We start from the raw sequence: 24,618 nt of genomic DNA on the forward strand, positions 1-24,618 counted from the left end.
AACACCATTAGTCAGTGTTTAGCAACGGCTCTACATTAATGTACTTGCCTAGCTCTTTACGTTTAGCACTTGGAATATATGGAATTTCCCCAAGCTTAGGTGCATCGATACGTGCTTCTAGCATCTCGATAATGTCAGCGTAGTGCTCTGTGCCTGGGTTGACGCGGTTTGCCACCCAGCCAACAAGATTCAAACCATCCGTTTTAATACTCTCCGCTGTGAGTAAAGCGTGGCTCAAACAGCCTAATTTAATGCCAACCACCAGTACAACAGGTAACTGCTCTTCTTTTACCCATGTAGATAAACAGTCCGTATCGGATACTGGCACACGCCAGCCTCCAGCACCTTCAACGAGAACAACATCGGCTTGCTGCTTATGTTGAGCCAGTTTTTGACTCAGAACATCGTAACTTATTTCGACATGTTCATGCTTCGCTGCAATGTGGGGAGAAGCAGGCAACTCTAAAGCGTATGGGTTCACATCATCATAGGCCACATCGAGTGTTGCGGCGTCTTGTAAGTGTAAAGCATCAGAGTTACGCCATCCGGCTTCAGTCTTGTCACTCCCTGCTGCCACTGGCTTATAACCAATAGTGTTTAGTCCTTTTGCGGCGATCGCTTGCAAAATGGCTTTAGACGCTACCGTCTTTCCAACATCAGTATCCGTACCAGCAATAAAAAAAGCATCAATCATAGATGTATTACTCCAAAACAAACCTGATAACTTGCAGGTAGAAGACCTTGATCGTTTTTAAACGCTTGGTACGCATGCTCAACTTTTAACAAAGTCTCGCGACTAGTTAAACCGTGTGAGCGCCCGCTTACGTGATTTGCACCTATACCTTTGAGGTCACGCATAACTGAAAATGCAGAGTCGTACCAAACTGTGATGGTGGTCAAGTCTAGTTGATGGCTGTCACATCGAGATTGCGCTAACGCAATTTTTACCTGATTGAGCGTTAGAAAGTTATTGACGTGTTGATATGCATCAATTTTTTCCCATGATGCACGCAGCTCATACAGTGATCCATCAACCAGTGTAGAGAACCACGCTTTCCCACCATTTTTTAGCACGCGGCGCACTTCTTTTAGTGGGTAACTTAAATCTGTACACCATTGCAGCGCTAAACTTGAAAACACGTAATCGAAGCTATCATCGTCAAATGGTAAGTTTTCAGCATCAGCAACTTGGTAGTGCATTCGTACTGCACCACAACGCTGCTCTGCTTTATCTAACATGGCTTGAGAGATATCGCCGCAGACTACTTCCGCACCGCGTTGTTGAAGTAGTTGGGAGAAATAACCCGTGCCACAACCTAAATCCAATACACGTTTTCCCGTCAAGTTTTCAGGAAGTTTATCAAGCAGCTGATGCCCGACATCACGTTGAAAAGCCGCATGTTTATCGTATGTTTCTGCTGCTTTACCAAACGAAGAGGCAATCGCGTCTTTATCTTGATGGAAACTCTCTAACGCGAGCGTTTGCGCTAATGCGGTAGTTGCATTATCCATTACAGCGCTCCTAATGCTTGCTTCAATGCCATTGAAAGCGTTTTAACTTGTTCGTTGGTGTGATTGGCAGTGAGTGTGATTCGAAGGCGAGACGTCCCTTTAGGCACCGTCGGTGGTCGAATAGCGGTAACCCAAATGCCGTTTTGGCGACAAGCGCTCGCAACCTGCAAAGCCAGTTCAGATTCACCAATCACAAACGGCTTAATCGAAGTCTGAGTCTCAACAAAGCCCTCCAGATCGCTGAGGCAGTCTCGATACACTTCACTAAGCTCTGAAAGCTTTTCACGTCGCCAAGACTGCTCTTGAACGATAGAAACCGCATGCGTTAGCGCATAGGCTTGTGCCGGAGGCATCGCTGTGGAATACACATGGTGACGAGCAAACTGAGTCAAAAAGTCTCCCGTTGCGTGGTCGCATAAAATAGCCGCGCCCGACATACCAAACGCTTTGCCGAAAGTAACGATCAGTATCTCAGGTTTAACCGTTGCCAACTCGCAAGAACCACCACCGGATTGACCAAGAACGCCAATACCATGAGCATCATCGACAGCAAACCAAGCATCATGACTGCGAGTGGCTTCAGCTATATCGCTGAGCGGCGCGCAGTCACCGTCCATGCTGAATACCCCTTCCGTCACAACTAGATGGTTGTCTTCGCTATTAATCAGCGACTTTAGGTGCTCGATGTCATTGTGTTTGAAGCGCTTCATCTTAGCTGGTGACAACGCCCCCGCTTCTATCAATGAAGCATGATTCAAACGGTCTTGGATCAATACGTCTGACTTTTCTAACAAGGTGAACAACAAGGCTTGATTAGCACTGAATCCAGAACCAAACAGAATTGCTCTGTCGTAGCCCAACCATTCAGTTAGTGCGGCTTCTAAATTGCTGTGTGCTGCACTAAAGCCAGTGACCATTGGCGATGCTCCACTGCCACTGCCGTATACGCTTAAACCTTGCTGCCACGCACGAACGAGCGCTTGATCATTGGCCAAGCCCAAATAATCATTACTTGAGAAATTAATGTAGCGCTTGCCTTCGTGCTCCAAAACGGACTGGTTACCGGCAAACACCACATTCATAGAACGATTCAACCCTTGCGTTTTACGCTTAGCAAGAGCGGACTCGATACGAGATTTAAACGCTGGCATCGTAGAAAAGGTCGTCTTTTGTCGGACGGGCAGCAACGCGCTCTACGACGCGATCGAGTAACTCGTTTTCTTCGATTTCATCAGGCTTTTGAGACACCTCTTGGCTGTTAATACCGAGCTTGTTGAACAGCATCATATCTTTGTCTTCAGAAGGGTTTGGCGTGGTCAGAAGCTTGCAGCCATAGAAAACGGAGTTTGCACCCGCCATAAAACACAGCGCTTGCATTTGTTCGTTCATGTTTTCACGGCCAGCGGATAAACGAACGGCTGACTGAGGCATCATGATTCGTGCAATCGCAATCAGGCGAATGAAATCGAAAGGCTCAACATCATCCACTTCTTCCAGTGGTGTCCCCTTTACCTTCACGAGCATGTTGATTGGAACGCTTTCAGGGTGTACCGGCAAGTTAGCCAATTCAACCAACAAACCTGCTCGGTCGTTAGCACTTTCACCCATGCCGATGATGCCACCAGAACAGATCTTCATGCCAGCATCACGAACGTGAGACAAAGTATCTAAACGATCTTGGTAAGTACGTGTGGTAATGATGTTGCCGTAGAACTCAGGTGAGGTATCTAGGTTGTGGTTGTAGTAATCAAGACCCGCGGTTGCCAATTGCTTTGCTTGATCTGGCGTCAGCATACCTAATGTCATACACGTTTCTAAACCCATGCCCTTCACGCCTTTGATCATGTCGGTCAAATGTGGCATGTCACGCTCTTTCGGGTTTTTCCATGCTGCGCCCATGCAGAATCGAGTAGAGCCAGCATTTTTGGCTTTTTGCGCAGCATCAAGTACGCGTTCTACTTCCATCAGACGCTCTTTTTCGATGTCTGTGGTGTAACGAGCACTCTGAGGACAGTACTTACAATCTTCTGGACAAGCACCTGTCTTAATCGACAGAAGCGTGCTTACTTGAACATGGTTGGTTTGTTGATATTGACGATGTACAAGCTGCGCTTCGAATAGGAGATCCATGAATGGTTTTTCCATGAGATCGCGCACTTCAGCATGCGTCCAGTTATGACGAACTTCCACGTGTATTCCTTTAGTCACTTTTGTTGTTGTGTTGACAGTCTACTGAGTCTCGATAAACTGTCAACACAGCACAAAAGAACAAAGTTTACATCTGTTTATTTTTTAACCTTAATTGTTATTGGAATCGCACATGGATCTCGCCTTCGACCGCCAGCATATCTGGCATCCCTACACTTCGACATTGACACCTCTGACCTGCTACCCAGTAGCATCGGCAAATGGTGTTCACATTAAATTGGAAGACGGTACTGAGCTGGTCGACGGCATGTCTTCTTGGTGGTCGACGATCCACGGCTACAACCATCCGTATTTAAATCAAGCCGCGCACAAACAAATCGATCAGGTCTCTCACGTGATGTTTGGCGGAATTACCCACCAGCCAGCAATCAGTTTGTGTAAGAAGTTGCTATCCCTAGCACCAAGTAATCTTGAGCATGTATTCCTTGCCGATTCAGGCTCCGTTGCCGTAGAAGTCAGCTTAAAAATGGCACTGCAATATTGGCATGCAAAAGGCGAACGCCGACCGAAGTTTCTTACTTTACGACACGGTTATCACGGCGATACGTTTGCGGCGATGTCGGTTACCGATCCTGACAACTCTATGCACTCTCTCTACAAAGGCTTTTTGCCTGAGCATATCTTTGCGGAGTCACCAACTTGTGGTTATTGGGATGAATGGAAGCCAGAAGACCTTACCGACTTCGAGCACAAGATTGAGACTCACCATCAAGAACTTACTGCGGTGATCCTTGAGCCTATCGTTCAAGGCGCAGGCGGCATGCGTATCTACCATCCAGAATTTCTCAAAGGCGTGCGTAGGCTTTGTGACAAATACGGTTTGTTATTGATTGCAGATGAGATCGCTACTGGTTTTGGACGCACAGGCAAATTGTTTGCCTGCGAACATGCAGATATTCAACCAGACATTCTGTGTGTCGGGAAAGCACTTACTGGCGGCTACATGACCCTCTCTGCGACCCTCGCGAGCAAACACGTAGCAGACACCGTTTGTGGTGGTGATGCTGGCTGTTTTATGCACGGTCCAACCTTTATGGGGAATCCACTCGCTTGTGCTGTAGCTACTGCAAGTTTGGAATTGATTGAACAAGGTAACTGGCAACAGCAAACCCAACAAATTGAAACGCTGTTTTCTGAGTTACTACCAAAACTTGAAGAATACGAGTTGGTAAAAAACACCCGTTGGTTAGGTGCCATTGGCGTAGTGGAAACGCATCGCCCTGTGAATATGGAAACTATCCAAGCCCTGTTTGTTGAACACGGAGTTTGGATTCGTCCATTTGGTAAACTGATTTATATGATGCCGCCGTTCATCAGCAAGCCAGAAGATATTGAAAAGTTAGTGGATGCGATTGATGCGGCGTTGCAACGTAAAGACTGCTTCGCTTCATAGTTCAATTCAATACGAAAACGGTTTGAGTATGAAACTCAAACCGTCTCTTTATTTATCAGAGCAGTAAAGCTATCGAAGTTGACTGTCTTTACTCGCTCGTCGATTGAACAATGCTTGGCGTTGAGATACCAATTCGATTGTTGACTGACATTCGATACACAAACGAACGCCTTTCATTGCAAGACGACGCGCTTCTGGAATCTCATCACCACACTCATCGCAGTAATGGGCGCTCTCACCCTTTGTGATACTGCCACGAACACGGGAAATCTCGTCGTCTATTGTGTTTTGAATTTGTTGGCTGACGCTATCGTCGTTTGCCCACCCTACGGCCATAAGCCCTCCTCGTTACTTGAATGAGAAAATCTACTTACCGTGGTAAGGTGGATGATTATATCGATTACAAATAACAAGATAATTAGGGTAAATTCGAAAACACTATTACGTTTTGGTAATAATTACTCTGCAATCGATTATTCGGCGCTCTCATGGAAAAGCAATGCAAGGTTACTCATACTCCCTTCCTCACATTCAAAGTACTGCGTTTGCTCAGGCTCTCTCAAAGTAACACTGAGTATCTTCTCTACCTCACCAAACTCCTCGCTAAAGTACTCACTGACTAATATGACGCGCTCACCAATACTAAATTCCAGTGACTTCTCATCTACCAACGCTCGATGATACTGGTCTAATTTAAAGTCCTTTACAACTAAGGTTCTTTCAATACTGCTCCCCCCTAAGTTAAGCTCCGACAGTAGAACCTGACTGTTTATATTTTCTATTGATATTTCTAGACGGTTAGGATGTGAAGCATCACACTTAAATAGCGCAGTATTAGTGTGGCTGGAAGCACAAGCAGATGAACTAAAAATAAGTCCAAGCAAAGAAATGTTACGCAGCATTTTTAATCGAAGCATATTTTTTGTAAGCCTTTTCTAATTTGACGTCGTATTGATTTTTCTGATACTCAGAACCATTGTAACCACGAGCAAAGGCAGCCCAATTTTTATCTCTTATATGTTCACCTAAGCCAGACTTTTGGATAAACGTAACAAAAGCCTCAAGTTGTTTCTTCTCCGACTCGAATACAGCTTTAACAAAGGATTCAGCGGTAACATGACCAGCTAACTTGAAATTAAAGCCCATAATTTGGAAACGTCCCCAAGATGCGGAGCGGATTGCTGCATTTGAATTCAGTTCAATCGCTTTATTTAAACGTACGTATTCTGAGATACCACCAACGTACAGACTTCGATTCCAATGCCGACTTGAAATACTTGGATGACTGTTATCGTAGGCTCTTGAAGTGAGTCTCGAAAATATATGAGCCTCAAACAAAATCTTTGGCTTACCATTGCTAAAGTAGGCTTCTCCTCGGCTCTCAACTTCAGCTACAGCTTTAATAGCAGCGACTTCGCATCCAAGAGTTTCAGCTACTTTGCTATAATCCAAGTCCGTCAACGCATCTCTTGAGCCAACCAAGGGTAACGTATATGCCACCGCAGTCTCAGGTGTTCGTTTTAAATACTCATTTAGCTTACGATGGCTTCTTCCATTCACATCTATCCTTCCATCTGGACGAGCCATCCCAACAAGGTTTTTCTGAAAAGCTTTAATTGCGGCGACAGTCTTGGAGTTTTCCGGTCTAGAGCCTAGTTTCCCATCCACTTTAAGCTCCTTTACTCCCTTTAAAGAACCAAGCAATTGGTTAATAGACCTTTGTACCGTACGAATATCAACATCCACATTTTTACCACCCAAGCCAACAGAGCCGCTTATTCTTATTGAAGCCATGAAAGTGCCTCCTTTTTAAATTTTGGAGGAGATTGTCATGCCCAATAAAGCTTAGAAAAATATCATTAAGAATTGTTTTCAATAAGTTAGGTCAACTATGCAATACCTCATCCAATATTTACATAACAACGTATTTTCACTCGACGCAGATAACAAAAAACCCAGCACAGAGGCTGGGTTTTGATGTTCTAGTGGTTAATGAATTAACCGATGTGCGTTGCTCCCGCCATGTACTTCTGAAGTACTGTAGGGATTGCAATGCGGCCGTCTGCTTCTTGGTTGTTTTCTAGGATAGCAACCATTGTACGACCTACAGCTAGACCAGAACCGTTTAGCGTGTGTACAAGCTCAGGTTTCTTCTCGCCTTTACGACGGAAACGCGCTTGCATACGACGAGCTTGGAAGTCCCACATGTTAGAACATGAAGAGATTTCACGGTAAGTTTCTTGGGCAGGAACCCAAACTTCTAGGTCGTAAGTCTTACGAGCGCCAAAGCCCATGTCACCTGTACATAGAACCACTTTACGGTAAGGAAGCTCAAGAAGTTGTAGAACTTTCTCAGCGTGGCCTGTTAGCTCTTCTAGTGCGTTCATTGAATCTTCTGGCTTAGTGATTTGTACTAGCTCAACTTTGTCGAACTGGTGCATACGAATCAGACCACGAGTGTCACGACCGTAAGAACCCGCTTCTGAACGGAAACATGGCGTGTGAGCTGTCATCTTTATTGGTAGATCCGCTTCGTCAGAAATCGTGTCACGAACTAGGTTCGTTACAGGCACTTCTGCAGTAGGGATTAGAGACAGTTTACGTGGCTCTTCGTCGTTTACTTTTTCTACTAGCGGCTCAGTGTGGAAAAGATCTTTACCAAACTTAGGAAGCTGACCAGTACCGAATAGGCTGTCAGAGTTTACTAGGTAAGGTACATACATTTCCGTGTAGCCGTGCTCTTCAGTGTGAAGATCTAGCATGAACTGAGCGATTGCACGGTGTAGGCGAGCGAATTGGCCTTTCATCACGATGAAACGTGCGCCAGTGATCTTAACAGCACTTGCGAAGTCTAGACCGTCACCCATTTCGCCTAGGTCAACGTGATCTTTCAGTTCGAAGTCGTAAGACTTTGGCTCACCCCAACGAGAGATTTCAACGTTGTCGTTTTCATCTTTGCCATCTGGCACTTCATCTGCTGGGATGTTTGGTACAGAAAGCGTGAATTCGTCTAGTTGAGCCATTACTTGCTCAAGTTCAACTTTCTTCGCATCAAGATCGCTACCTAGAGTACCGATTTGTTTCTTGATCTCTTCTGCGCCTTCTTTGTCGCCAGCCGCCATTTTTTGGCCGATTTGCTTGGAGATGGAGTTACGCGTGGATTGTAAATTTTCTACTTCTACTTGAATGGACTTACGTTGTTCTTCAAGTTTACGAATAGTATCTACGTCTAGCTTAAAGCCACGACGCGCCAGTTTAGCAGCTGTTTCATCCAGCTCTGTACGAAGTAATTTAGAATCCAGCATTGTTAATCCTATGCTTTTTGTTGTGAAATCACGCGCACTTTCCAAGCGTACGCGTTAAAAAAATTTACTGAACAAATGTATCCAAAAACGCCTACTTTTCATAGCGCTTTTGTGGGCTATTTGCGTCTAAAGTAGCCAAGTAATCTAACTTTTCGCCGATTTTGGTCTCTAGACCACGATTTGTCGGCTGATAGTACCTACGATCGCCCATTTCAGGTGGCAAATATTGCTCACCCGCAGCGTAGGCGCCAGGCTCATCGTGAGCATAACGATACTCTGCACCATAACCCATGTCTTTCATCAAACTGGTTGGTGCATTTCGAAGGTGATGCGGCACTTCATATTCAGGTAAGTTATGAGCGTCCGTGAGCGCTTGTTTCCACGCCACGTAAACAGCATTACTTTTTGGCGCACATGCTAAGTACACGATCGCCTGTGCAATCGCACGTTCACCTTCTGCTGGGCCAACGCGTGTAAAACAGTCCCACGCGGAGAGTGCCACTTGCATGGCTCTAGGGTCCGCATTGCCGACATCTTCTGATGCTATCGCAAGTAATCGACGGGCAATATAAAGAGGATCACAACCCGCAGCAATCATACGTGCAGCCCAGTAAAGCGCCGCATCTGGGTTAGAGCCACGAATGGATTTGTGGACCGCAGAGATTAAGTCATACCAGATATCACCTTTGTTATCGAAGCGAGAGACTTTCTCCCCTGCCACTTCAGCCAGCAACTTAAGCGTGATCTCTTTTTCACCTTGCGCATTGTCTTCTGCCATGTCGTAGAGCAGCTCAAGATAATTGAGAGACATGCGAGCATCACCGTTGACCAGTTCTGCTAGGCGGTCTAATACGTTATCAGCGAAATGTGCGGGTGTATTGCCCAAGCCACGCTCTTTGTCACTGATCGCTTGATTCAGCGCCAGTGAGATTTCATCTTTATCGAGAGACGTTAGCTTGTAGACACGTGCACGTGACAGCAATGCGTTGTTTAACTCAAACGATGGGTTTTCTGTCGTCGCACCAATAAAGGTAACCGTGCCATCTTCGATATGCGGTAAAAACGCGTCTTGTTGAGATTTGTTGAAGCGATGCACCTCATCCACAAATAAGATGGTGCGGCGACCCGCCATTTTGTTCTCACGTGCTTTCTCGATTGCAGCACGGATTTCTTTCACACCAGACGTTACGGCAGACACACGCTCTACTTCAGCATTGGCGTAGTTTGCAGCCACTTCCGCTAATGTCGTTTTGCCTGTGCCTGGTGGTCCCCAAAGGATCATAGAGTGAATGTGACCCGCCTCTAGCGCACGGCGCAGTGGCTTACCAGGGCCTAAAATGTGCTGCTGTCCAATATATTGCTCGATCGTTTCCGGTCTCATACGAGCAGCAAGGGGACGAAAATCTTCGTCCCCCGAGAAATCTAATGTGTAATTACTCACTACCAATTAATTCCTTTGGTCATCCACTTCCACACCTTTTGGAATTGTGAATGTGAATCTGTCTGCTTTTGGTTTACCCAGCTTCACGTTGTTAAAGGTGAACAAACCTTTTTGGCCGTCTTGCTCAACCACATTGAAGCCTTTCACCACACCTTTGGCATCAATATTAATCTGGAATTGACCTTGTGTGGAGTCTACTGCAGTAGGAATGAGAGTGAACTGGTCACCTTTTTGAGATATTTTGTAGTTATTCCAATCACTTGCTCGGTTACGCGTTAGCAAAACAAATGGCGTTTGCTCTGTTGCTTGCTCTTGCCAGTAGATGCTCACTTGCTCGATGAATGGGCTGTAGTACCACAATGTCTTACCGTCAGAGACCAATAGGTTCTCATCAGGGAATGTTGTACTCCAACGGAACAGGCTTGGGCGGGCAATTTCAACCGTACCTTCTCCTTCCATCACCGTTTCGCCTTCAGGGCTAATAACCTGCTGAGAGAAATCTGCACTAAAGCCATCATTCATAGAAAGGCGTTTGTTTAATTCATCTTTAGGAGACGCTGCGTGTGCAGTAGAGAAGAGGGAAAAGCTTAAAACAAGCGCGGAGAAAAGTTTCGCTGAAAATAGTTTTTTCATTCAGATACCTATTATTAGAACCACTCACCTCAGTTGGACTGAGGTGAGTAACACAAGTTCATTAATCTTTTGGTGGCGCAGGTGCCAGTACTTCACGGTTACCGTTATGACCCGGAGCACTTACGATGCCCTGCGCCTCAAGCTGCTCTACAATACGGGCGGCACGGTTGTAACCTATCTTAAATCGGCGCTGAACACCGGAAACCGAACCTCGACGTGATTGAACCACGTGCTCAACAACTTGATCGAAGAGCGGGTCTACATCTTCATCCGCTTCCATTTGCTCACCTGGCAATAGACTTTCTGGAGTTTGATCTCCACTGATGATCTCTTCAATGTAGTTCGGTTTACCACGCGCTTTCCAGTTGTTTACAACAGCATGAACATCATCATCTGATGCAAATGCACCGTGAACACGAGTTGTATGACTTGACCCCGGCGGTAGATACAACATATCACCCATACCAAGTAGTGATTCTGCGCCGCCTTGATCTAGGATTGTACGAGAGTCCGTTTTAGTCGATACCGTAAACGCAACACGAGTTGGAATGTTCGCTTTAATTAGACCGGTAATAACATCAACCGATGGACGCTGAGTCGCAAGAATTAAGTGAATACCTGCCGCACGCGCTTTTTGCGCCAAGCGAGCAATCAGTTCTTCAACTTTCTTACCGACCACCATCATTAGGTCAGCAAATTCGTCAACAACAACGACGATGTAAGGCAGCTTTTCTAGCAATGGCGGTTCAGTATCCATGCTGTCGCCTTCTTGCCAGAACGGGTCATGGATTGGGTGGCCCGCTTCTGCTGCCATCTTCAGTTTTTCGTTGAAGCCCTTCACATTACGTACACCTAATGCCGACATCAATTTGTAACGACGTTCCATCTCGCCCACACACCAACGTAGAGCATTTGATGCGTCTTTCATATCAGTCACAACTTCAGAAAGAAGATGAGGGATACCTTCATAAATAGAAAGCTCTAGCATTTTCGGGTCAATCATGATGAAGCGTACATCTTCTGGACCTGCTTTATACAGCATGCTCAAAATCATCACGTTCACACCTACCGACTTACCAGAACCTGTTGTACCTGCTACTAGCACGTGTGGCATCTTCGCAAGATCTGCCACCACAGCTTCGCCCGCAATGTCTTGACCTAACACAACCGTTGTTGGTGACGTTGCTTGCTCAAACTGAGGGCTACTGATGACATCAGATAAATAGACCGTCTGACGACTCATGTTTGGCAGTTCCAAACCGATGTAAGGCTTGCCAGGGATTACTTCCACAACACGTACCGCCATCGCAGACAATGCACGCGCTAAGTCAGTTGAAAGACCAGAAATACGACTTACTTTCACCCCCGGCGCCAAATCAAGCTCAAAACGAGTGATCACTGGACCAGGATAAATACCAACCACATCGGCTTTGATTTTGTAGTCAGCGAGTTTGCTCTCTACCAATCGAGCGACCTGCTCTAGCGCATCACGGTCGATAAAGTTTTCACGTTTTTCTGGATGATAAAGCAACTCGAGCGTTGGGAGTGGCTCTTCCGGAACTGGCAAGTTTTCTTCTTTCTGTACCAAAAATGGGTTCTGTGTTGCAGCGACTTTGGCTTGCGCATTGGAAACCATATCTTGGAATGCTGTAACGTCTTGGTCGTTGTCTTGGATCTCTTCTACTTCCACTTTTTGAGGTGCAGGTTCAAATGTTGTTGAAGGTGTTGCTGCTTGCTGATGAGGCGTTGTTGGCTGTACTTGCTGTGCAGGCTGAGACTCCACTTCGTCTTCATCATCTAACACATCAAAGTCAGAGATCGTAGGCTCAATATGTTGGCTCGACTCTGTTTGAGCCGTGATGCTATCTAATACAGCAGAATCAATTGCAGGCTCTTCATGTACAGGATGCTCTATACTTGGCTGCTGTACTTGCTCTGCTTCAAATTGTTCGTACTCCGCATAATCTGGTTCAACACTGATCGGTTCTTCTGTAGCTGTATGTGGCTCTACATAGGAAGAGTAAGTGTTTGCAAATGATGGGGCTGCCTGTTCTTCAGTTCCCCAGTCATCTGCTTGTTGCGCCGCTGCTTCAAGCTCTTCTATCGTAACATTCAGTTGCTTGGTGCGTTCCAAGAGCGGATCAACGTTATCCGTGTTAACCGTATGGATAGGTTGTATTTGAGGCTCAGGTTCAGAATAAACTGGCGCAGCATTAACCGTAGCCTTGCGTTGTGGTGGCGTCGGTTCTACCATCGCCTGTTCCGCAGGCTTATCAGGTTTAGCTTGCGGCATATAAATAGGATACTCATGCGCTGGCGCCGGCTCTTTCGGTTCATCGACATCGTACGCCGTTAAATGAGGAAGCGGCTCATCATCAATTTCATGGTCTACATTATGTTTAGGCGTAGAGACTTTATCTTCTACAAACTCATCAAGCTGAGGTTCTAAAACTTCCTGCTCTGAACCTCTTGCCTTATTTGCAAGCGCGGCAATTAGTGCTAACGCACGATCACCAAGCCATTCCACGATGTTAAGCCATGAGATGCCAGTGAAGAGCGTAAAGCCCGCTCCCCACAAGAACAGCAGTACCAATGTGGTACCGAGTACATTCAATGTAGGTAAAGCGAGGCTAGACAACACATCCCCGACCACACCTCCGGATGAAAAATACCAAATGTCATCAAAATTAATATCGGCAAGACCGCAACTGGTCATAATAAGGACGACAAGACCGAGCAGCCTTGTACCCCATAGCATGAAATCAATTGGCTCATCTTCTCCTCGTTTACGGCAAATCACCCATGCAGCCGCCGCTAGCAAGAAAGGGATTGGGTAAGCGAGAGAGCCAAATGTGAAGAATAGAGTATCGGCTAGCCAAGCGCCGAAAAGGCCACCAGCATTATCGATATCCCCTCCCCATGCGGTTTGGGACCAAGAAGGATCGGCCGGACTGAAGGTAAATAGTGCAACCGCAAGCAATACCGAGCTAAGAACGCCAACGATAAAGCAGCACTCTTTTAAGCGTTGGAAGCCATTTAAGCGTGAAGACTGGGGCTCTTCACTGGTTTTGATAATGGTTTCGACTTTCTTTGCGTTCTCTTTGAACATAAATCAACTTGAATATGGAAATGAAATAGGAAATTGCAAAACATTCCGAGCGGCATCAAGCCGCTCGGTAAATTGATTTAACCATATCAAGGAGAAAAACCCAATTACTCTCTGGCGAAAGCGGAAGCATATACCGCTTTCTTTGCAAGAAATTAACGAGTTTTGATCACAAGCTGGTTAGATTGTTTCACTTCTTCCATAACAACGTATGTGCGAGTGTCATTTACGCCAGGTAGACGTAGTAACGTATCGCCCAATAGTCGGCGGTAAGCACCCATATCTGATACACGGGTTTTAAGAAGATAGTCAAAGTCACCTGAAACAAGATGACACTCTTGTATGTCGTCTAGCTTTTGAACAGCTGAGTTAAACTGCTCAAACACATCCGGCGCACCACGGTTTAGCGTAATCTCAACGAATACTAATAGTGATGCATCCAGGAACTGCGGATTCAATAATGCAGTATACCCTGTGATATAACCCTGACGCTCTAAGCGACGTACACGCTCCAAACATGGCGTTGGAGAAAGTCCCACACGTTTTGAAAGCTCAACGTTTGAAATACGACCGTCTTTCTGCAGCTCATTAAGAATGTTGCGGTCGATACGGTCTAGTTCCTTGGACGGCTTTTTATAGTTGTCTGCCATTTTTTATTCCACCTTATTACTTCCTTGCAAAAAAATATACTACAACTTTTTAATATTTGGTGCCAAATTTTACAAATCTATAACTATACTAGTTATTAATTCGACAATAACACCCTACTAACAGTTAATACAACCATTATAGAAAGAGGATACAGGATGATCATTGGCGTACCTAAGGAAATCAAGAATCACGAATATCGTGTTGGTATGATCCCAGCTAGCGTGAGAGAACTCATCTCACATGGTCACCAAGTTTTAGTTGAGACCAATGCAGGTGCCGGCATTGGTTTTTCAGACGATGATTACATCGCTGTCGGCGCATCCATTCTCCCTCATGCTGCTGACGTATTTGCGCAAGCAGACATGATTGTAAAAGTAAAAGAACCCCAAGCAGTAGAGAGAGCAATGCTCCGCGAAGGGCAAATTTTATTTACTTATTTACACCTAGCACCAGATTTTCCACAAACTGATGAGCTAATCAAGAGCAAAGCTGTCTGTATAGCCTATGAGACTGTAACAGATAATATGGGTCGTTTGCCACTGTTAGCACCAATGTCAGAAGTGGCAGGTCGGATGTCTATCCAAGCTGGCGCGCAAACGTTGGAAAAGTCGCACGGCGGTCGTGGTCTACTCCTAGGCGGCGTACCTGGTGTTGAACCTGCAAAAGTCGTTATCGTTGGTGGTGGCGTTGTTGGTGCAAACGCTGCTCGTATGGCGGTTGGCCTTCGCGCTGACGTCACTATTCTAGACCGTAACGTAGACACACTTCGTAAGCTTGACGAAGAATTCCAAGGTCGCGCAAAAGTGGTTTATTCTACTGAAGACGCTATCGAGAAGCATGTTCTAGAAGCGGACCTTGTTATCGGTGCCGTTCTAATTCCTGGCGCAGCAGCACCTAAACTGGTCACTAAAGAGCACATTGCTAAGATGAAGCCTGGTGCGGCAGTGGTTGACGTGGCAATTGACCAAGGCGGTTGTTTCGAAACTTCGCACGCGACAACTCACGCAGATCCAACTTACATCGTTGATGAAGTGGTTCACTACTGTGTAGCAAATATGCCTGGCGCAGTTGCTCGCACTTCAACATTTGCACTCAACAACGCTACACTTCCATACATCGTGAAGTTAGCAAATAAAGGCTACCGCGAAGCACTTCTAGAAGATAAAGGCTTCCTTGAAGGTCTAAACGTTATTCACGGAAAAGTAACGTGTAAAGAAGTAGCAGAAAGCTTTGACTTGGAATACGTTGAACCAACTCAAGCTATCGCTATGTTTAATTAATGACAAAATAAAACATAACTTGTCACGTTTTGTTTACAAAAGCCCACTCATAAGTGGGCTTTTTCATATAGAGCGTTTGGCTATAAAGAATAACTAAATCTTATATGCACAAATTAAAATATTTCTAGGCGTGACCGATTTAGGGCAAAACTCTGACAATCTAACACGGTAACCACGTTCTTCAAGATAAAGCACTTTGTCTAATGCGAGCCAGATCTCCAACGGACGTTGAAAAACAAGTTGCACTAAGCTCATTCTCTCCATTTGCCAGAAGCGTTGTTCGCTTAACTTTTCAAAATGAGAGAAATCGATTTCTTGAGGAAGAACAATGCCTTTTTGCTCCGCTGACCAGCGACATAAGGCTTCAAAACCATCACTTAATTGCGACTTACGGATACTCGGCACAGGCTGATACTCTGCCATTCCCAAAGCTTGTCGCGTGATCAAATCAAACCCAAGACGAAACATCATTTCCTGCTGACGATGACGACGCACGCGCTCTCCTCCCGTCACCGTTTGTTGTAATGGGATACGCAGTTCTTGCTTAGACAATGAGAGAGAAGAAGCCCTGCCCGATTCCGACATCGGCTGGTATTGTTCCGACTGAATCAAGTGGTAACAACAAGGTGATATGGTCATCGCAGCAATCCCATTTTCACTGCCGTACTGCATTAGACGAACGTGAAGGTCACCGCATGCATGCAGTGCTACTGCGTGTTGCGTTGGCTTAAACACGGCTTTCGCTTTGCTATCAAACGCGTCGCCTTGAATAAACGTCATCTTCCAATGATGTTCATTGGCTGCTTGTTGCCCCGAATCGCACAGTGCTTGTTGGTATTCAAAGCTGGTTACAGGCTGATCGGTTTGCGTTGTCAGGATTCGCCCCAAGTAACCTTTACCTGAGCACCATTCTAGCCATTCTTCGCCACAGTGTTGTTGAATTGCAGCTTCACCCATCGAGCTAATTTGCTCCAACTTACGTCCCGGAATACCGTTATCTAAACCACGAGCGAGTTCCAAGCCGTTTAACGACAAAAGCTCTAAATGAGTCAGTTCTGCGAGTTGTTCAAGCTCAGGCAAAAACGGACTAAGTGCTTTTAACGCGAGTTCTGGTGCTGCTTTGTATTCTTCGATTTGAGAGGGAGTAAGAGACGCTAGCCATTGGCACAGTCGAGGATGTTGCTCCTGCCAAGGTAATGAAGTGCGAATGCTGCTTTTAAAAGGCTCGAATCGCCACAAAGATTGGTTTTCGATTAAGCAGTCATTAATAAATTGAAATTGCGTTTTCATAGCTCCCCCTACAACGAGCGCATTGTAGAGGGAATCGAAACATCAATGAAGTGTTATCTCACCGGAAGCTCGATGTCTTTAAACATCTCTTCGATTTCTGCATTAGACTTCAACGAAATCGCCTGCTCAACCACTGGACGCGTTAAGTGCGGTGCAAAACGCTCCATAAAATCGAACATGTAAGAGCGTAAGAATGTACCACGGCGGAAGCCGATGCTCGTGGTGCTCGCGCCAAACAAATGGCTCGCATCTATTGCAACCAAGTCACCGTCCTGCTCTTCATCCACAGCCATGCTTGCAATCACACCCACACCAATACCCATACGAACGTAAGTTTTAATGACGTCTGCATCAGTTGCCGTGAACACCACTCGCGGGGTTAAACCTTCGCGGTTGAATGCTGTATCCAGCTCTGAACGACCAGTAAAACCGAACACGTAAGTGACTAATGGGTAAGCGGCAAGATCACTGATCGTTACTTTGTCTTTCTTCGCTAGTGGGTGGTCTTTAGGCACAACTATTGAACGATTCCAGTGATAACAAGGCAGCATGATGGCATCTTGATATAAGTGAAGCGCTTCTGTCGCAATCGCAAAATTCGCTGTGCCTTTAGCTATCGCCTCAGACATTTGTGACGGTGTACCTTGGTGCATGTGTAACGACACTTTTGGATAACGAGAAGTAAAACCTTTGATGACATCTGGCAGTGCATAACGAGCCTGCGTATGTGTCGTGGTGATATTCAGCGTCCCCATTTCTGGATGGGTGTGCTCTCCAGCCACCGCTTTGATACTTTCTACACGAGCGAGAATTTCTTGCGAGATACGTACAATTTCTTCACCAGCTGGCGTCACTTGCGTTAAGTGCTTACCGCTACGTTCAAAAATCTGAATGCCTAACTCATCTTCCAGCAACCGAACCTGTTTACTGATACCTGGCTGAGAGGTATATAAGCTTTCCGCCGTTGCAGATACATTCAGATTATGGTTTACAACCTCAACAATATACTTCAGCTGCTGCAGTTTCATCGTAATCCCTTACTTATTCATGAGAGAGTTTATTGGCCACTCAAGCGAGCGATATAATAATTAGTTATAACGCGTTCAAATCGAAATGAACAGCAATTTCTAACTTATACCTCAATCACATACTAATAATCTTCAAGCAAGAAACAATATGCACAAAGTTGAGCCAATAAATGACCGAATTTCTATGATGTGACTTCTATCAGTAACTAAAACGTGGGAGAGACAAAATAATCAAACAAATAAGGTGCCGAGTAAGATAAGATTCATGTATTCTTTAACGCTAGCCGCAGAAAAGTAAAGCAGACGCAAAGATATGAATATTGGTTTAATAATCGCTTTGGTAGCCATCCTACTGGTGTTAATCCTAGGCTATAACATTATGTTGCAATATAAGGTTAAAGTTGAAACCGCAAAAAGGCAGGAATCAGCGCGATATGTAGCCTTGATAGATGGTACTGAAGAGTTGATTGGTCATGCGCACCATATCCCTTTTAGTAAAGAGCTGTTGCTGTGTCTAAACAATCGTATTCTTGACGCGCTAGAGAGCATGCATGAGCTGGACCCGAAGAACAAGCAACTTGCTCAACGTATCGAAAATATGAAGCAGCAGATTACGCAGCTAAAAGAGAATGGTCCTACTGGCGAGAGTACCACTTTCAAGATGCCGAGTAGTGACAAACAAGCTATCGTCATGCTTAAGCTGGTTAAACGACTTCGCGACACTATCCGTAACGAGCACAACAAAGGCCGATTGGATACCCAGACTTACGTCACTGAAAATGCGCGCTTGGAAACGATGCAAATTCGCATCAACATTGAAAATGTCATCAAAAGAGCAAATGACTCTATCGCTCGTGGTCAACCAGGCACCGCACTTCAACTGCTGCGTAAAGGTATCGATGCTTTGAGCACTAAGAGCGATCCTTATTCTATTCAAGCGAAACAAAAGCTTGAAGAGATGTTAGGTGACTTAGATAAAAAGCGCCAAGATAAAAGCGATGCCGAAATGCAGCAGATTGCTGACAAAGAGCGTGACAATGACATGGAAGCTCTCTTCGGCGAGAAGAAAAAGTGGTAACATTCACTTCAGGTCAAAAAAGGCTGCAATTGCAGCCTTTTTTCTATCCGCAAGACAACGGATATGCCCAATAAAAATGTGAAGTACTAAAACTAAAATGATGAATCTAGACGCCTATCAAGATCTTCTTGCTCCCATTAACCAATTTCTGCAATGCAGTACACCTGATGAATGGGTAGAGGAAGCAAAGAAACCAGAGAACCTTCAAACCATTTTGTTAGACCACCTACTGTGCGAACTAAAAGCAGGCCAATCTGCCATGTTTTTAATTCGTAAGTATGCCGTTGACCAATCCAGTTCACATGCTCTACTTGACTGGTTTAAGCCCTACGAAGATTTTGCTTACCGTAACGTAGGCTCATTGGAAACTTTAAAAGGCAAGAGCAATATTTCTAAGTCAATCATGGCTAAGTCCGACTCACCATACAGCCAAGATTTGATCGATAAGATGGTGCTTTTGATAAAAGAGGAGTTACACCACTTTTATCAAGTTTTAGAGATCATGGAAAGTCGTGGAATTGAGTATAAAAATATTCCAGCAAGTCGCTATGCTAAAGGACTGATTTCGCATATGAAGACTCATGAGCCAGAAACGCTGATCGATAAACTCATCATTGGTGCGTACATCGAAGCCCGATCTTGTGAGCGTTTTGCCAAACTAGCACCACATATGGATGACGATATCGCAAAGTTCTACATTTCTTTATTACGTTCAGAAGCACGCCATTACCAGGATTATCTTGTATTAGCGGAGCAAATCGCAGGCAAAGATATCAGCGAGCGCATCGCCTACTTTGGACGTATAGAGGCAGATTTAATTTCTACGCCAGATACAGATTTTAAGTTTCACAGTGGTATCCCAGCCTAGCGAGCATATTCTCCCAAGGTTGAGCATACTCTGAACTTATATAGACAGAGAATAAATAAGCCGGACATTTCGTCCGGCTTATTTATTGTAGCAATGAGGTTAGGAATAAAGCTGAAACACAACAACTAGAGCTGGAATGAACCCATTCGAGTTTTCAAGTTGTGCGCTAGGCTACTAATCTGCTGACAAGCCACAGCCGTTTGTGAAGCTCCCTCAGCCATCTCTGTTGAAGCACTATTAATATGCTCCACGCTGCGATTCAGCTCTTCGGATACAGAATTCTGCTCACTGCACGCCGTTGCGATTTGTGTGCTCATTTGCGCTATGTTATCGACAGAATGTTCAATTTCTTTTATCTGGCTATCAGCATCATTAACTTGCTCAACACACTGAGAAATACCCTCCTGACAATCACGGCTTGAATGCCCTATTTTACTGCTGCTCTCTTGTAGTTGATTAACAATTTCCACAATTTGTGAAGTGGAGTCTTGAGTGCGTTGCGCCAGAGAACGAACCTCATCTGCCACAACAGCAAACCCACGTCCTTGTTCACCAGCCCGAGCGGCTTCAATTGCGGCGTTCAGTGCTAACAAGTTTGTTTGCTCGGCAATCCCGCGGATCACATCGACGACCACATTGATATTGTTTGAGCTCGATTCAAGCTCACGTGCCAGTTCATCTGATTCTTGGATCGTATGTGATACACGCTCAATTACTGCGATAGTTTGTTGTAACGTCGCCGTTCCTTGCTTTGCCACTTCCGCAGCCGAATAAGCAGAGGTTGCGCCAACTTCGGTATTTTGTGCCACTTCACTTACAGCAGCTTGCATCTCTGTCATCGCAGAAGCCACCGAGCTAAGTTCAATTTGTTGATTTTGCATACCAGAGGCGGTCTGAGAAGAAATAGCACTCACTTCCTCTACTGCTGCCGTTAGCTGAATCGTTGAGTCATTAATCTCAGAAACCAACGAATGTAAGTTTGTTTGCATACCGACAAGCTCTTTGAGCAGCGTTCCTAACTCGTCTTTGCTCAATTCGCTTTCGTCGATTTGATTATTCAATTGACCCTTGGCGATTTTGGAAGCGAATTCCAATGCTCGATCAACAGGCCCGCAGATGACTCGAGAAAGCAACATGGCAGACATTACCATGACCAATGCGACGACGAGCGCACCAACAGCAGCGCTGTATTGTGTAAATGCCGCTTCACTGTGTACTTCTTCACCAATCAAATTCACCAACTCATCGTTCAACGCGAGGGTATCATCCAAGCTGCTCAACGCTTTTGAGTAGGTATCGAAACTTGATAAAATTACATCATTTGCACTTTCAGCATCGCCTTGGCTTAGCAATACGTTGTAAGTCTTCGTTTCTTTGATGTATTGATTCCAAGTTTCTTTAAAAACGCTAAAGGACTGCGTTTCACGCTTATTAAGGTCGAGCTTTTCGTATTCTGCAATACCAGCCTGCACATCAGAACGCCATTGGTCGAGGCCTTTTAACCATTCACCAATTTTGGGGTGATTTGCGTTTGGCAATAAAGAGAACTCATCTTTACGCACTTTAGTAATATCAACTTGGATACCTTTCAAAATCGCAACAGAAGGTAAACTTTTATCTGTTAACACTGAAATGTCTTTATTCAGTGTTAACAAACCTTGCACCAACATTACTGACACTAAACCAAACACGGCAAAAACGGTTAAATAACTAACCGATATTTTCTTTACGACACTTAAATCTTTAATACGCATGCACTTTCTCCCCGCAGCCTTTCCAAACCTCTCACTTAAGTGAAAGCTTAACCTCTAAAACACACTGTTTTTTGCGCTCGATATCATTGAACGCTCTTATATACATCGGCTTGAGAGATCAAATCTTGACCAGTAATTGATAGTTTTATCACATGCTATTTTAGAGATAGGCTCGCATGCTCCGTATTGTGTCTACATCTTTTCATGAGCGCTTCTCGGCGCAGATCCAAGATCTCATCGATGAGCTTTTCTTTCGCATTTATCCCAAAATGCTGGGCATAATTTTTTACTTTTGCTATCTCATTAGGTTGCAAGCGGTACACCTCTTTCTTTAAACGCGCTTCTGCTTCACTTCTAATCAAACCTTGCTCTTGTAACAATTTAATGATGGTTTCATCGGTTGGATTTACTGCTCTAGCCATGGTGCTCCATCTATCAATTTGAGTTCTAGCCATATGGCTAGATGAATGACGCCGCACAACTTATAGAGCAAAGATGACAGCTTGATTGCAGTGAATGCAATTCGTTGACTGTTGGTACTATTTTCCACCGCTTTAACGGCCACACACTCAATACCCCCATACTCACCATTGAATAAAGATCACATTCTGATAACAATTTTCAGCGCTGGCTTAGATGTCATCCATATTTAACGTGCAAGTAACATTTATAAACAAGAATGATTGCTCTAGTTCAAATGATGGAAAAATAAGATGAAATTTTCGCAGTGGAGCCTTTTATTAAGTAGCTTGATAGCGTTACCCAGCATTGCAGATACCGACGTTTACCTAACGAATAACTCTGATCAACCGTTAACTATTCAAGTAAAACATGAAGGCAGTGATTTGCTTCAATACGGAGACGAGTGGCAACAACATGTGCAGGTACTTGGTCCGTGGGAAACTAAATCTGTATTAAGCTTCAACCGCTGGGAGGGCGTGAAATCAAATCAAACTTACCGTTTTGAAACTGTGGTTTCTAGCCCCGAAGGTGAAAGCATAACACTCAATCAAATAATGGAAGGCCATTGGTACAATTCGACCATTGAATACGGCTTATCCGCAGCCGATGTCGAGTTATCTCTCAAAGATGATCGTAACATTCATCGTGCCAACACTAACGCTTTTGGTACGAGAGAAACCGAACTGGCATTTAAGTCAGACAGTACCGCTCGATATGATGATCTTTACTACACCATCACGCCAAGCAAGGTAGCGGAGTCTGTCGACAACGAAGAACAAAACCTTAAGTTGATGACTTATAACATCTGGGCGTTGACGGCTATTGCATCGCACATTGGAGATCGTTACGAACTGATTCCTCAACATGTAAAAGGTTACGATGTTTTGGCGCTGCAAGAGGTGTTTGCCAGCGGCCGTGAAGCATTCTTACGTGAGTTAGCCAAGGAATATCCTTACCAAACAAAGATGTTAGATAAAGAAGGCGTTAATATTCATGATGGTGGCGTAATCATAGTTAGTCGCTACCCTATCGTGAATGAAGCGCAATATGTCTTTCCCGATTGCTCTGGTACAGACTGCTTTGCCGATAAAGGCGTAAATTATGCGGAAATAATTAAAGGTGGTCAGGCTTACCATGTGTTTGCTACCCATACCGCATCTTTCGATACAGACACCGCCCGTGAGTATCGTCAGCGCCAGTTCAAACAAATCCGCGCACTCGCCCAATCTCTTGACATTCCTTCGAGCGAAACTGTGGTATACAGCGGCGACTTTAACGTAAACAAAAGAAAGTTCCCTGGTGACTACCAACAAATGATCGCTAACTTAAGTGCCATAGAGCCTCACTACTCTGGTTACACGGAGTCAACCTTTGATCCCCGTATCAATAACTTCGCAGGTGAAGCGTTATCAGGTGGCGAAAACGTGGAATACCTTGACTATGTTATGGTGAGTAGTGAATACGGGGTGAAATCATTCAATGACAACCGTGTAGACGTGCCGCGCACAACCGCAGAGAGTTTATGGAAACACTATAACCTTTCTGACCATTTCCCAGTAAGCGCAACAATCAAGCCATGAAGAAAATCGCTTTGATAATCATGTCCGCCATTATGGCGGGCATGATATTTTTAACTTTCAGTCACGATGTTCAAAAAGAAGAGCTCGCTTCCTCTCCTTCCCCTAAGACAAAAAATCAGAGTGTCTCCAGTACATCACCACAAACAAGCAGCATCGTGCCCGATACAGATACTTCACCACAAACAGCTAAGCTCCCTTCCACAGTTCAAATAACGACTGAGCGATTAACTCAACTCAAAGGCAGGAAACTTGTCGCCCAACTTGAGACGTTTTGGCAAGAGTGTATGTTGAACCGTAGTTGTGAAGAGCAGGTCGCCTTGTTTGAGGCGCATTTATCTTCAGCTCGATTCCAGCTTTTGGCGAACTACCCTCAGCTCAGCAGCCAATGGCAAGAGAGTGTAGGAAATTTGTTATTTGATAAGCAACAATCACTGGCGTCGCGTATTGCACAGCTGAAGAGCGAAGCAAGAAGCATCTGGGGAGAATTGGCTGATGTTGTTTTCGCGGATGAGTTCGCGCTGTACGATTTCAACTTAGAAGCCCAAAAGCTGGACACTCAAAGCCCAGATAACTTTTTGCGAACTTTCGAACAACTCACCATTGACTGGCAAGAACATGCAGATGCTATCGGGCTAACAAGCGACCAGGAAAAATATGAGCGTGCGGTCACCCTGATTCCTAATAGTATGAGCCTACCAGATCGCTTGGCGATCATCGCAGAGCTTGAACGAACTTACTTAACGAAAGAAGAAAGTAAAAACATTCATGCTCGTCAGCAGCAAATTACAGAGCAAAAAAAACAAGTCAAAGATTACCAACAAGCATTACAACAACTTGAGTCCAAGCTAAGAACGCAAAGAGCTTCTAGCCATTCAAATTTGTCAGAACCGGAATGGCAAAGCTATTACCAACAAGAAGTCGCGGATTTTCGTCGTGAATTTTTTTCTTCTTAACAATGCGCTTTGACTGACTGGGAACTTAAAAAGGCACGTTGCTAACCAGCCGTCGTGCCTTATGTTCAACTCTCTA

The 24,618-nt window shown here is 44.9% G+C and carries 22 protein-coding genes; 6 read left to right on the top strand and 16 right to left on the bottom strand.

Going from position 1 to position 24,618, the window contains the following annotated elements; translation table 11 throughout:
* Positions 1-7 precede the first annotated feature (7 nt).
* The 4 genes from bioD to bioB are packed head-to-tail and all read right to left on the bottom strand — an operon-like array spanning position 8 to position 3,702.
* The gene (gene bioD, locus R7E00_RS13625; protein WP_054577962.1) at positions 8-694 is read right to left on the bottom strand and encodes a dethiobiotin synthase; all 687 of its coding nucleotides are present in this window, start codon (positions 692-694) and stop codon (positions 8-10) included.
* Positions 691-1,512 (bottom strand): malonyl-ACP O-methyltransferase BioC, encoded by an 822-nt coding sequence (gene bioC / locus R7E00_RS13630; protein WP_005388087.1) that lies wholly within the window; start codon positions 1,510-1,512, stop codon positions 691-693. Before bioC ends, bioD begins: the two co-directional genes overlap by 4 nt.
* Positions 1,512-2,663 (bottom strand): 8-amino-7-oxononanoate synthase, encoded by a 1,152-nt coding sequence (bioF, locus tag R7E00_RS13635; RefSeq protein WP_191115705.1) that lies wholly within the window; start codon positions 2,661-2,663, stop codon positions 1,512-1,514. The genes bioC and bioF overlap by 1 nt, the downstream gene beginning before the upstream one ends.
* Positions 2,650-3,702, bottom strand: a complete 1,053-nt coding sequence (bioB, locus tag R7E00_RS13640; RefSeq protein WP_005378222.1) for a biotin synthase BioB — start codon at positions 3,700-3,702, stop codon at positions 2,650-2,652. The genes bioF and bioB overlap by 14 nt, the downstream gene beginning before the upstream one ends.
* 130 nt (positions 3,703-3,832) lie before the next feature.
* Here bioB and bioA point away from each other — a divergent pair, with 130 nt between their 5' ends.
* Complete coding sequence (gene bioA, locus R7E00_RS13645) at positions 3,833-5,113, top strand: adenosylmethionine--8-amino-7-oxononanoate transaminase (protein ID WP_258633100.1); 1,281 nt, start codon at positions 3,833-3,835, stop codon at positions 5,111-5,113.
* Positions 5,114-5,182: 69 nt separating this feature from the next.
* On the opposite strand, the gene R7E00_RS13650 is transcribed toward bioA, so the two are convergent.
* From R7E00_RS13650 to lrp, 8 genes are all read right to left on the bottom strand, one after another.
* A complete protein-coding gene (locus tag R7E00_RS13650) occupies positions 5,183-5,449 on the bottom strand; it encodes a DksA/TraR family C4-type zinc finger protein (protein WP_005437185.1) in 267 nt (88 codons plus the stop codon).
* A gap of 137 nt (positions 5,450-5,586) precedes the next feature.
* Entirely contained in the window at positions 5,587-6,030 is a 444-nt protein-coding gene (locus tag R7E00_RS13655) for a hypothetical protein (protein WP_262606129.1), read from the bottom strand.
* The gene (locus tag R7E00_RS13660) at positions 6,005-6,907 is read right to left on the bottom strand and encodes an N-acetylmuramidase domain-containing protein (protein ID WP_017634398.1); all 903 of its coding nucleotides are present in this window, start codon (positions 6,905-6,907) and stop codon (positions 6,005-6,007) included. The genes R7E00_RS13655 and R7E00_RS13660 overlap by 26 nt, the downstream gene beginning before the upstream one ends.
* A gap of 203 nt (positions 6,908-7,110) precedes the next feature.
* Positions 7,111-8,418 (bottom strand): serine--tRNA ligase, encoded by a 1,308-nt coding sequence (serS, locus tag R7E00_RS13665; protein WP_005437179.1) that lies wholly within the window; start codon positions 8,416-8,418, stop codon positions 7,111-7,113.
* Positions 8,419-8,509: 91 nt separating this feature from the next.
* On the bottom strand, positions 8,510-9,865 hold the full coding sequence (locus tag R7E00_RS13670) for a replication-associated recombination protein A (protein ID WP_038889531.1): 1,356 nt from the start codon (positions 9,863-9,865) through the stop codon (positions 8,510-8,512).
* Positions 9,866-10,492 carry an outer membrane lipoprotein chaperone LolA gene (lolA, locus tag R7E00_RS13675; RefSeq protein ID WP_005388103.1) on the bottom strand — a complete coding sequence of 209 codons (627 nt, stop codon included), beginning with the start codon at positions 10,490-10,492 and terminating at the stop codon, positions 9,866-9,868.
* A gap of 61 nt (positions 10,493-10,553) precedes the next feature.
* Positions 10,554-13,601, bottom strand: coding sequence for a DNA translocase FtsK (locus R7E00_RS13680; protein ID WP_017821701.1), 3,048 nt, complete (start codon positions 13,599-13,601; stop codon positions 10,554-10,556).
* Positions 13,602-13,753: 152 nt separating this feature from the next.
* Positions 13,754-14,248, bottom strand: a complete 495-nt coding sequence (lrp, locus tag R7E00_RS13685; protein ID WP_005378234.1) for a leucine-responsive transcriptional regulator Lrp — start codon at positions 14,246-14,248, stop codon at positions 13,754-13,756.
* Positions 14,249-14,404: 156 nt separating this feature from the next.
* Here lrp and ald point away from each other — a divergent pair, with 156 nt between their 5' ends.
* The gene (gene ald / locus R7E00_RS13690) at positions 14,405-15,529 is read left to right on the top strand and encodes an alanine dehydrogenase (protein ID WP_005378241.1); all 1,125 of its coding nucleotides are present in this window, start codon (positions 14,405-14,407) and stop codon (positions 15,527-15,529) included.
* A 93-nt stretch (positions 15,530-15,622) separates the two neighbouring features.
* On the opposite strand, the gene R7E00_RS13695 is transcribed toward ald, so the two are convergent.
* Positions 15,623-16,819 (bottom strand): methyltransferase, encoded by a 1,197-nt coding sequence (locus tag R7E00_RS13695; protein ID WP_262606130.1) that lies wholly within the window; start codon positions 16,817-16,819, stop codon positions 15,623-15,625.
* Between the two features lie 53 nt (positions 16,820-16,872).
* Positions 16,873-17,847 (bottom strand): HTH-type transcriptional regulator CysB, encoded by a 975-nt coding sequence (cysB, locus tag R7E00_RS13700; protein ID WP_005388967.1) that lies wholly within the window; start codon positions 17,845-17,847, stop codon positions 16,873-16,875.
* 313 nt (positions 17,848-18,160) lie between these two features.
* Here cysB and R7E00_RS13705 point away from each other — a divergent pair, with 313 nt between their 5' ends.
* Both R7E00_RS13705 and miaE read left to right on the top strand, forming a co-directional pair.
* On the top strand, positions 18,161-18,925 hold the full coding sequence (locus R7E00_RS13705; protein ID WP_005378247.1) for a hypothetical protein: 765 nt from the start codon (positions 18,161-18,163) through the stop codon (positions 18,923-18,925).
* Between the two features lie 97 nt (positions 18,926-19,022).
* Positions 19,023-19,793: a tRNA isopentenyl-2-thiomethyl-A-37 hydroxylase MiaE gene (miaE, locus tag R7E00_RS13710; RefSeq protein WP_005388968.1), complete on the top strand. Its 771-nt coding sequence runs from the start codon at positions 19,023-19,025 to the stop codon at positions 19,791-19,793.
* Positions 19,794-19,918: 125 nt separating this feature from the next.
* Here the strand turns inward: miaE and R7E00_RS13715 are convergent, their stop codons facing one another.
* Both R7E00_RS13715 and R7E00_RS13720 read right to left on the bottom strand, forming a co-directional pair.
* The gene (locus R7E00_RS13715; protein ID WP_258456829.1) at positions 19,919-21,547 is read right to left on the bottom strand and encodes a methyl-accepting chemotaxis protein; all 1,629 of its coding nucleotides are present in this window, start codon (positions 21,545-21,547) and stop codon (positions 19,919-19,921) included.
* Positions 21,548-21,702: 155 nt separating this feature from the next.
* Positions 21,703-21,969: a hypothetical protein gene (locus R7E00_RS13720; RefSeq protein ID WP_017634954.1), complete on the bottom strand. Its 267-nt coding sequence runs from the start codon at positions 21,967-21,969 to the stop codon at positions 21,703-21,705.
* A gap of 291 nt (positions 21,970-22,260) precedes the next feature.
* Here R7E00_RS13720 and R7E00_RS13725 point away from each other — a divergent pair, with 291 nt between their 5' ends.
* On the top strand, positions 22,261-23,589 hold the full coding sequence (locus R7E00_RS13725; protein WP_047100810.1) for a sphingomyelin phosphodiesterase: 1,329 nt from the start codon (positions 22,261-22,263) through the stop codon (positions 23,587-23,589).
* Positions 23,586-24,542, top strand: a complete 957-nt coding sequence (locus R7E00_RS13730) for an ATP-dependent dsDNA exonuclease (protein ID WP_258456828.1) — start codon at positions 23,586-23,588, stop codon at positions 24,540-24,542. Before R7E00_RS13725 ends, R7E00_RS13730 begins: the two co-directional genes overlap by 4 nt.
* The last annotated feature ends 76 nt before the right edge of the window (positions 24,543-24,618 follow it).

Source organism: Vibrio sp. Vb1755 (assembly GCF_033338635.1).
Classification (GTDB): Bacteria; Pseudomonadota; Gammaproteobacteria; order Enterobacterales; family Vibrionaceae; genus Vibrio; species Vibrio alginolyticus.

Bases quoted from the DNA above. Each gene is read 5' to 3' on its own strand.
- bioD (WP_054577962.1), bottom strand. From the start codon at position 694: ATGATTGATGCTTTTTTTATTGCTGGTACGGATACTGATGTTGGAAAG.
- bioC (WP_005388087.1), bottom strand. From the start codon at position 1,512: ATGGATAATGCAACTACCGCATTAGCGCAAACGCTCGCGTTAGAGAGT.
- bioF (WP_191115705.1), bottom strand. From the start codon at position 2,663: ATGCCAGCGTTTAAATCTCGTATCGAGTCCGCTCTTGCTAAGCGTAAA.
- bioA (WP_258633100.1), top strand. From the start codon at position 3,833: ATGGATCTCGCCTTCGACCGCCAGCATATCTGGCATCCCTACACTTCG.
- R7E00_RS13650 (WP_005437185.1), bottom strand. From the start codon at position 5,449: ATGGCCGTAGGGTGGGCAAACGACGATAGCGTCAGCCAACAAATTCAA.
- R7E00_RS13655 (WP_262606129.1), bottom strand. From the start codon at position 6,030: ATGCTTCGATTAAAAATGCTGCGTAACATTTCTTTGCTTGGACTTATT.
- R7E00_RS13660 (WP_017634398.1), bottom strand. From the start codon at position 6,907: ATGGCTTCAATAAGAATAAGCGGCTCTGTTGGCTTGGGTGGTAAAAAT.
- serS (WP_005437179.1), bottom strand. From the start codon at position 8,418: ATGCTGGATTCTAAATTACTTCGTACAGAGCTGGATGAAACAGCTGCT.
- lolA (WP_005388103.1), bottom strand. From the start codon at position 10,492: ATGAAAAAACTATTTTCAGCGAAACTTTTCTCCGCGCTTGTTTTAAGC.
- R7E00_RS13680 (WP_017821701.1), bottom strand. From the start codon at position 13,601: ATGTTCAAAGAGAACGCAAAGAAAGTCGAAACCATTATCAAAACCAGT.
- lrp (WP_005378234.1), bottom strand. From the start codon at position 14,248: ATGGCAGACAACTATAAAAAGCCGTCCAAGGAACTAGACCGTATCGAC.
- ald (WP_005378241.1), top strand. From the start codon at position 14,405: ATGATCATTGGCGTACCTAAGGAAATCAAGAATCACGAATATCGTGTT.
- R7E00_RS13695 (WP_262606130.1), bottom strand. From the start codon at position 16,819: ATGAAAACGCAATTTCAATTTATTAATGACTGCTTAATCGAAAACCAA.
- cysB (WP_005388967.1), bottom strand. From the start codon at position 17,847: ATGAAACTGCAGCAGCTGAAGTATATTGTTGAGGTTGTAAACCATAAT.
- R7E00_RS13705 (WP_005378247.1), top strand. From the start codon at position 18,161: ATGAATATTGGTTTAATAATCGCTTTGGTAGCCATCCTACTGGTGTTA.
- miaE (WP_005388968.1), top strand. From the start codon at position 19,023: ATGATGAATCTAGACGCCTATCAAGATCTTCTTGCTCCCATTAACCAA.
- R7E00_RS13715 (WP_258456829.1), bottom strand. From the start codon at position 21,547: ATGCGTATTAAAGATTTAAGTGTCGTAAAGAAAATATCGGTTAGTTAT.
- R7E00_RS13720 (WP_017634954.1), bottom strand. From the start codon at position 21,969: ATGGCTAGAGCAGTAAATCCAACCGATGAAACCATCATTAAATTGTTA.
- R7E00_RS13725 (WP_047100810.1), top strand. From the start codon at position 22,261: ATGAAATTTTCGCAGTGGAGCCTTTTATTAAGTAGCTTGATAGCGTTA.
- R7E00_RS13730 (WP_258456828.1), top strand. From the start codon at position 23,586: ATGAAGAAAATCGCTTTGATAATCATGTCCGCCATTATGGCGGGCATG.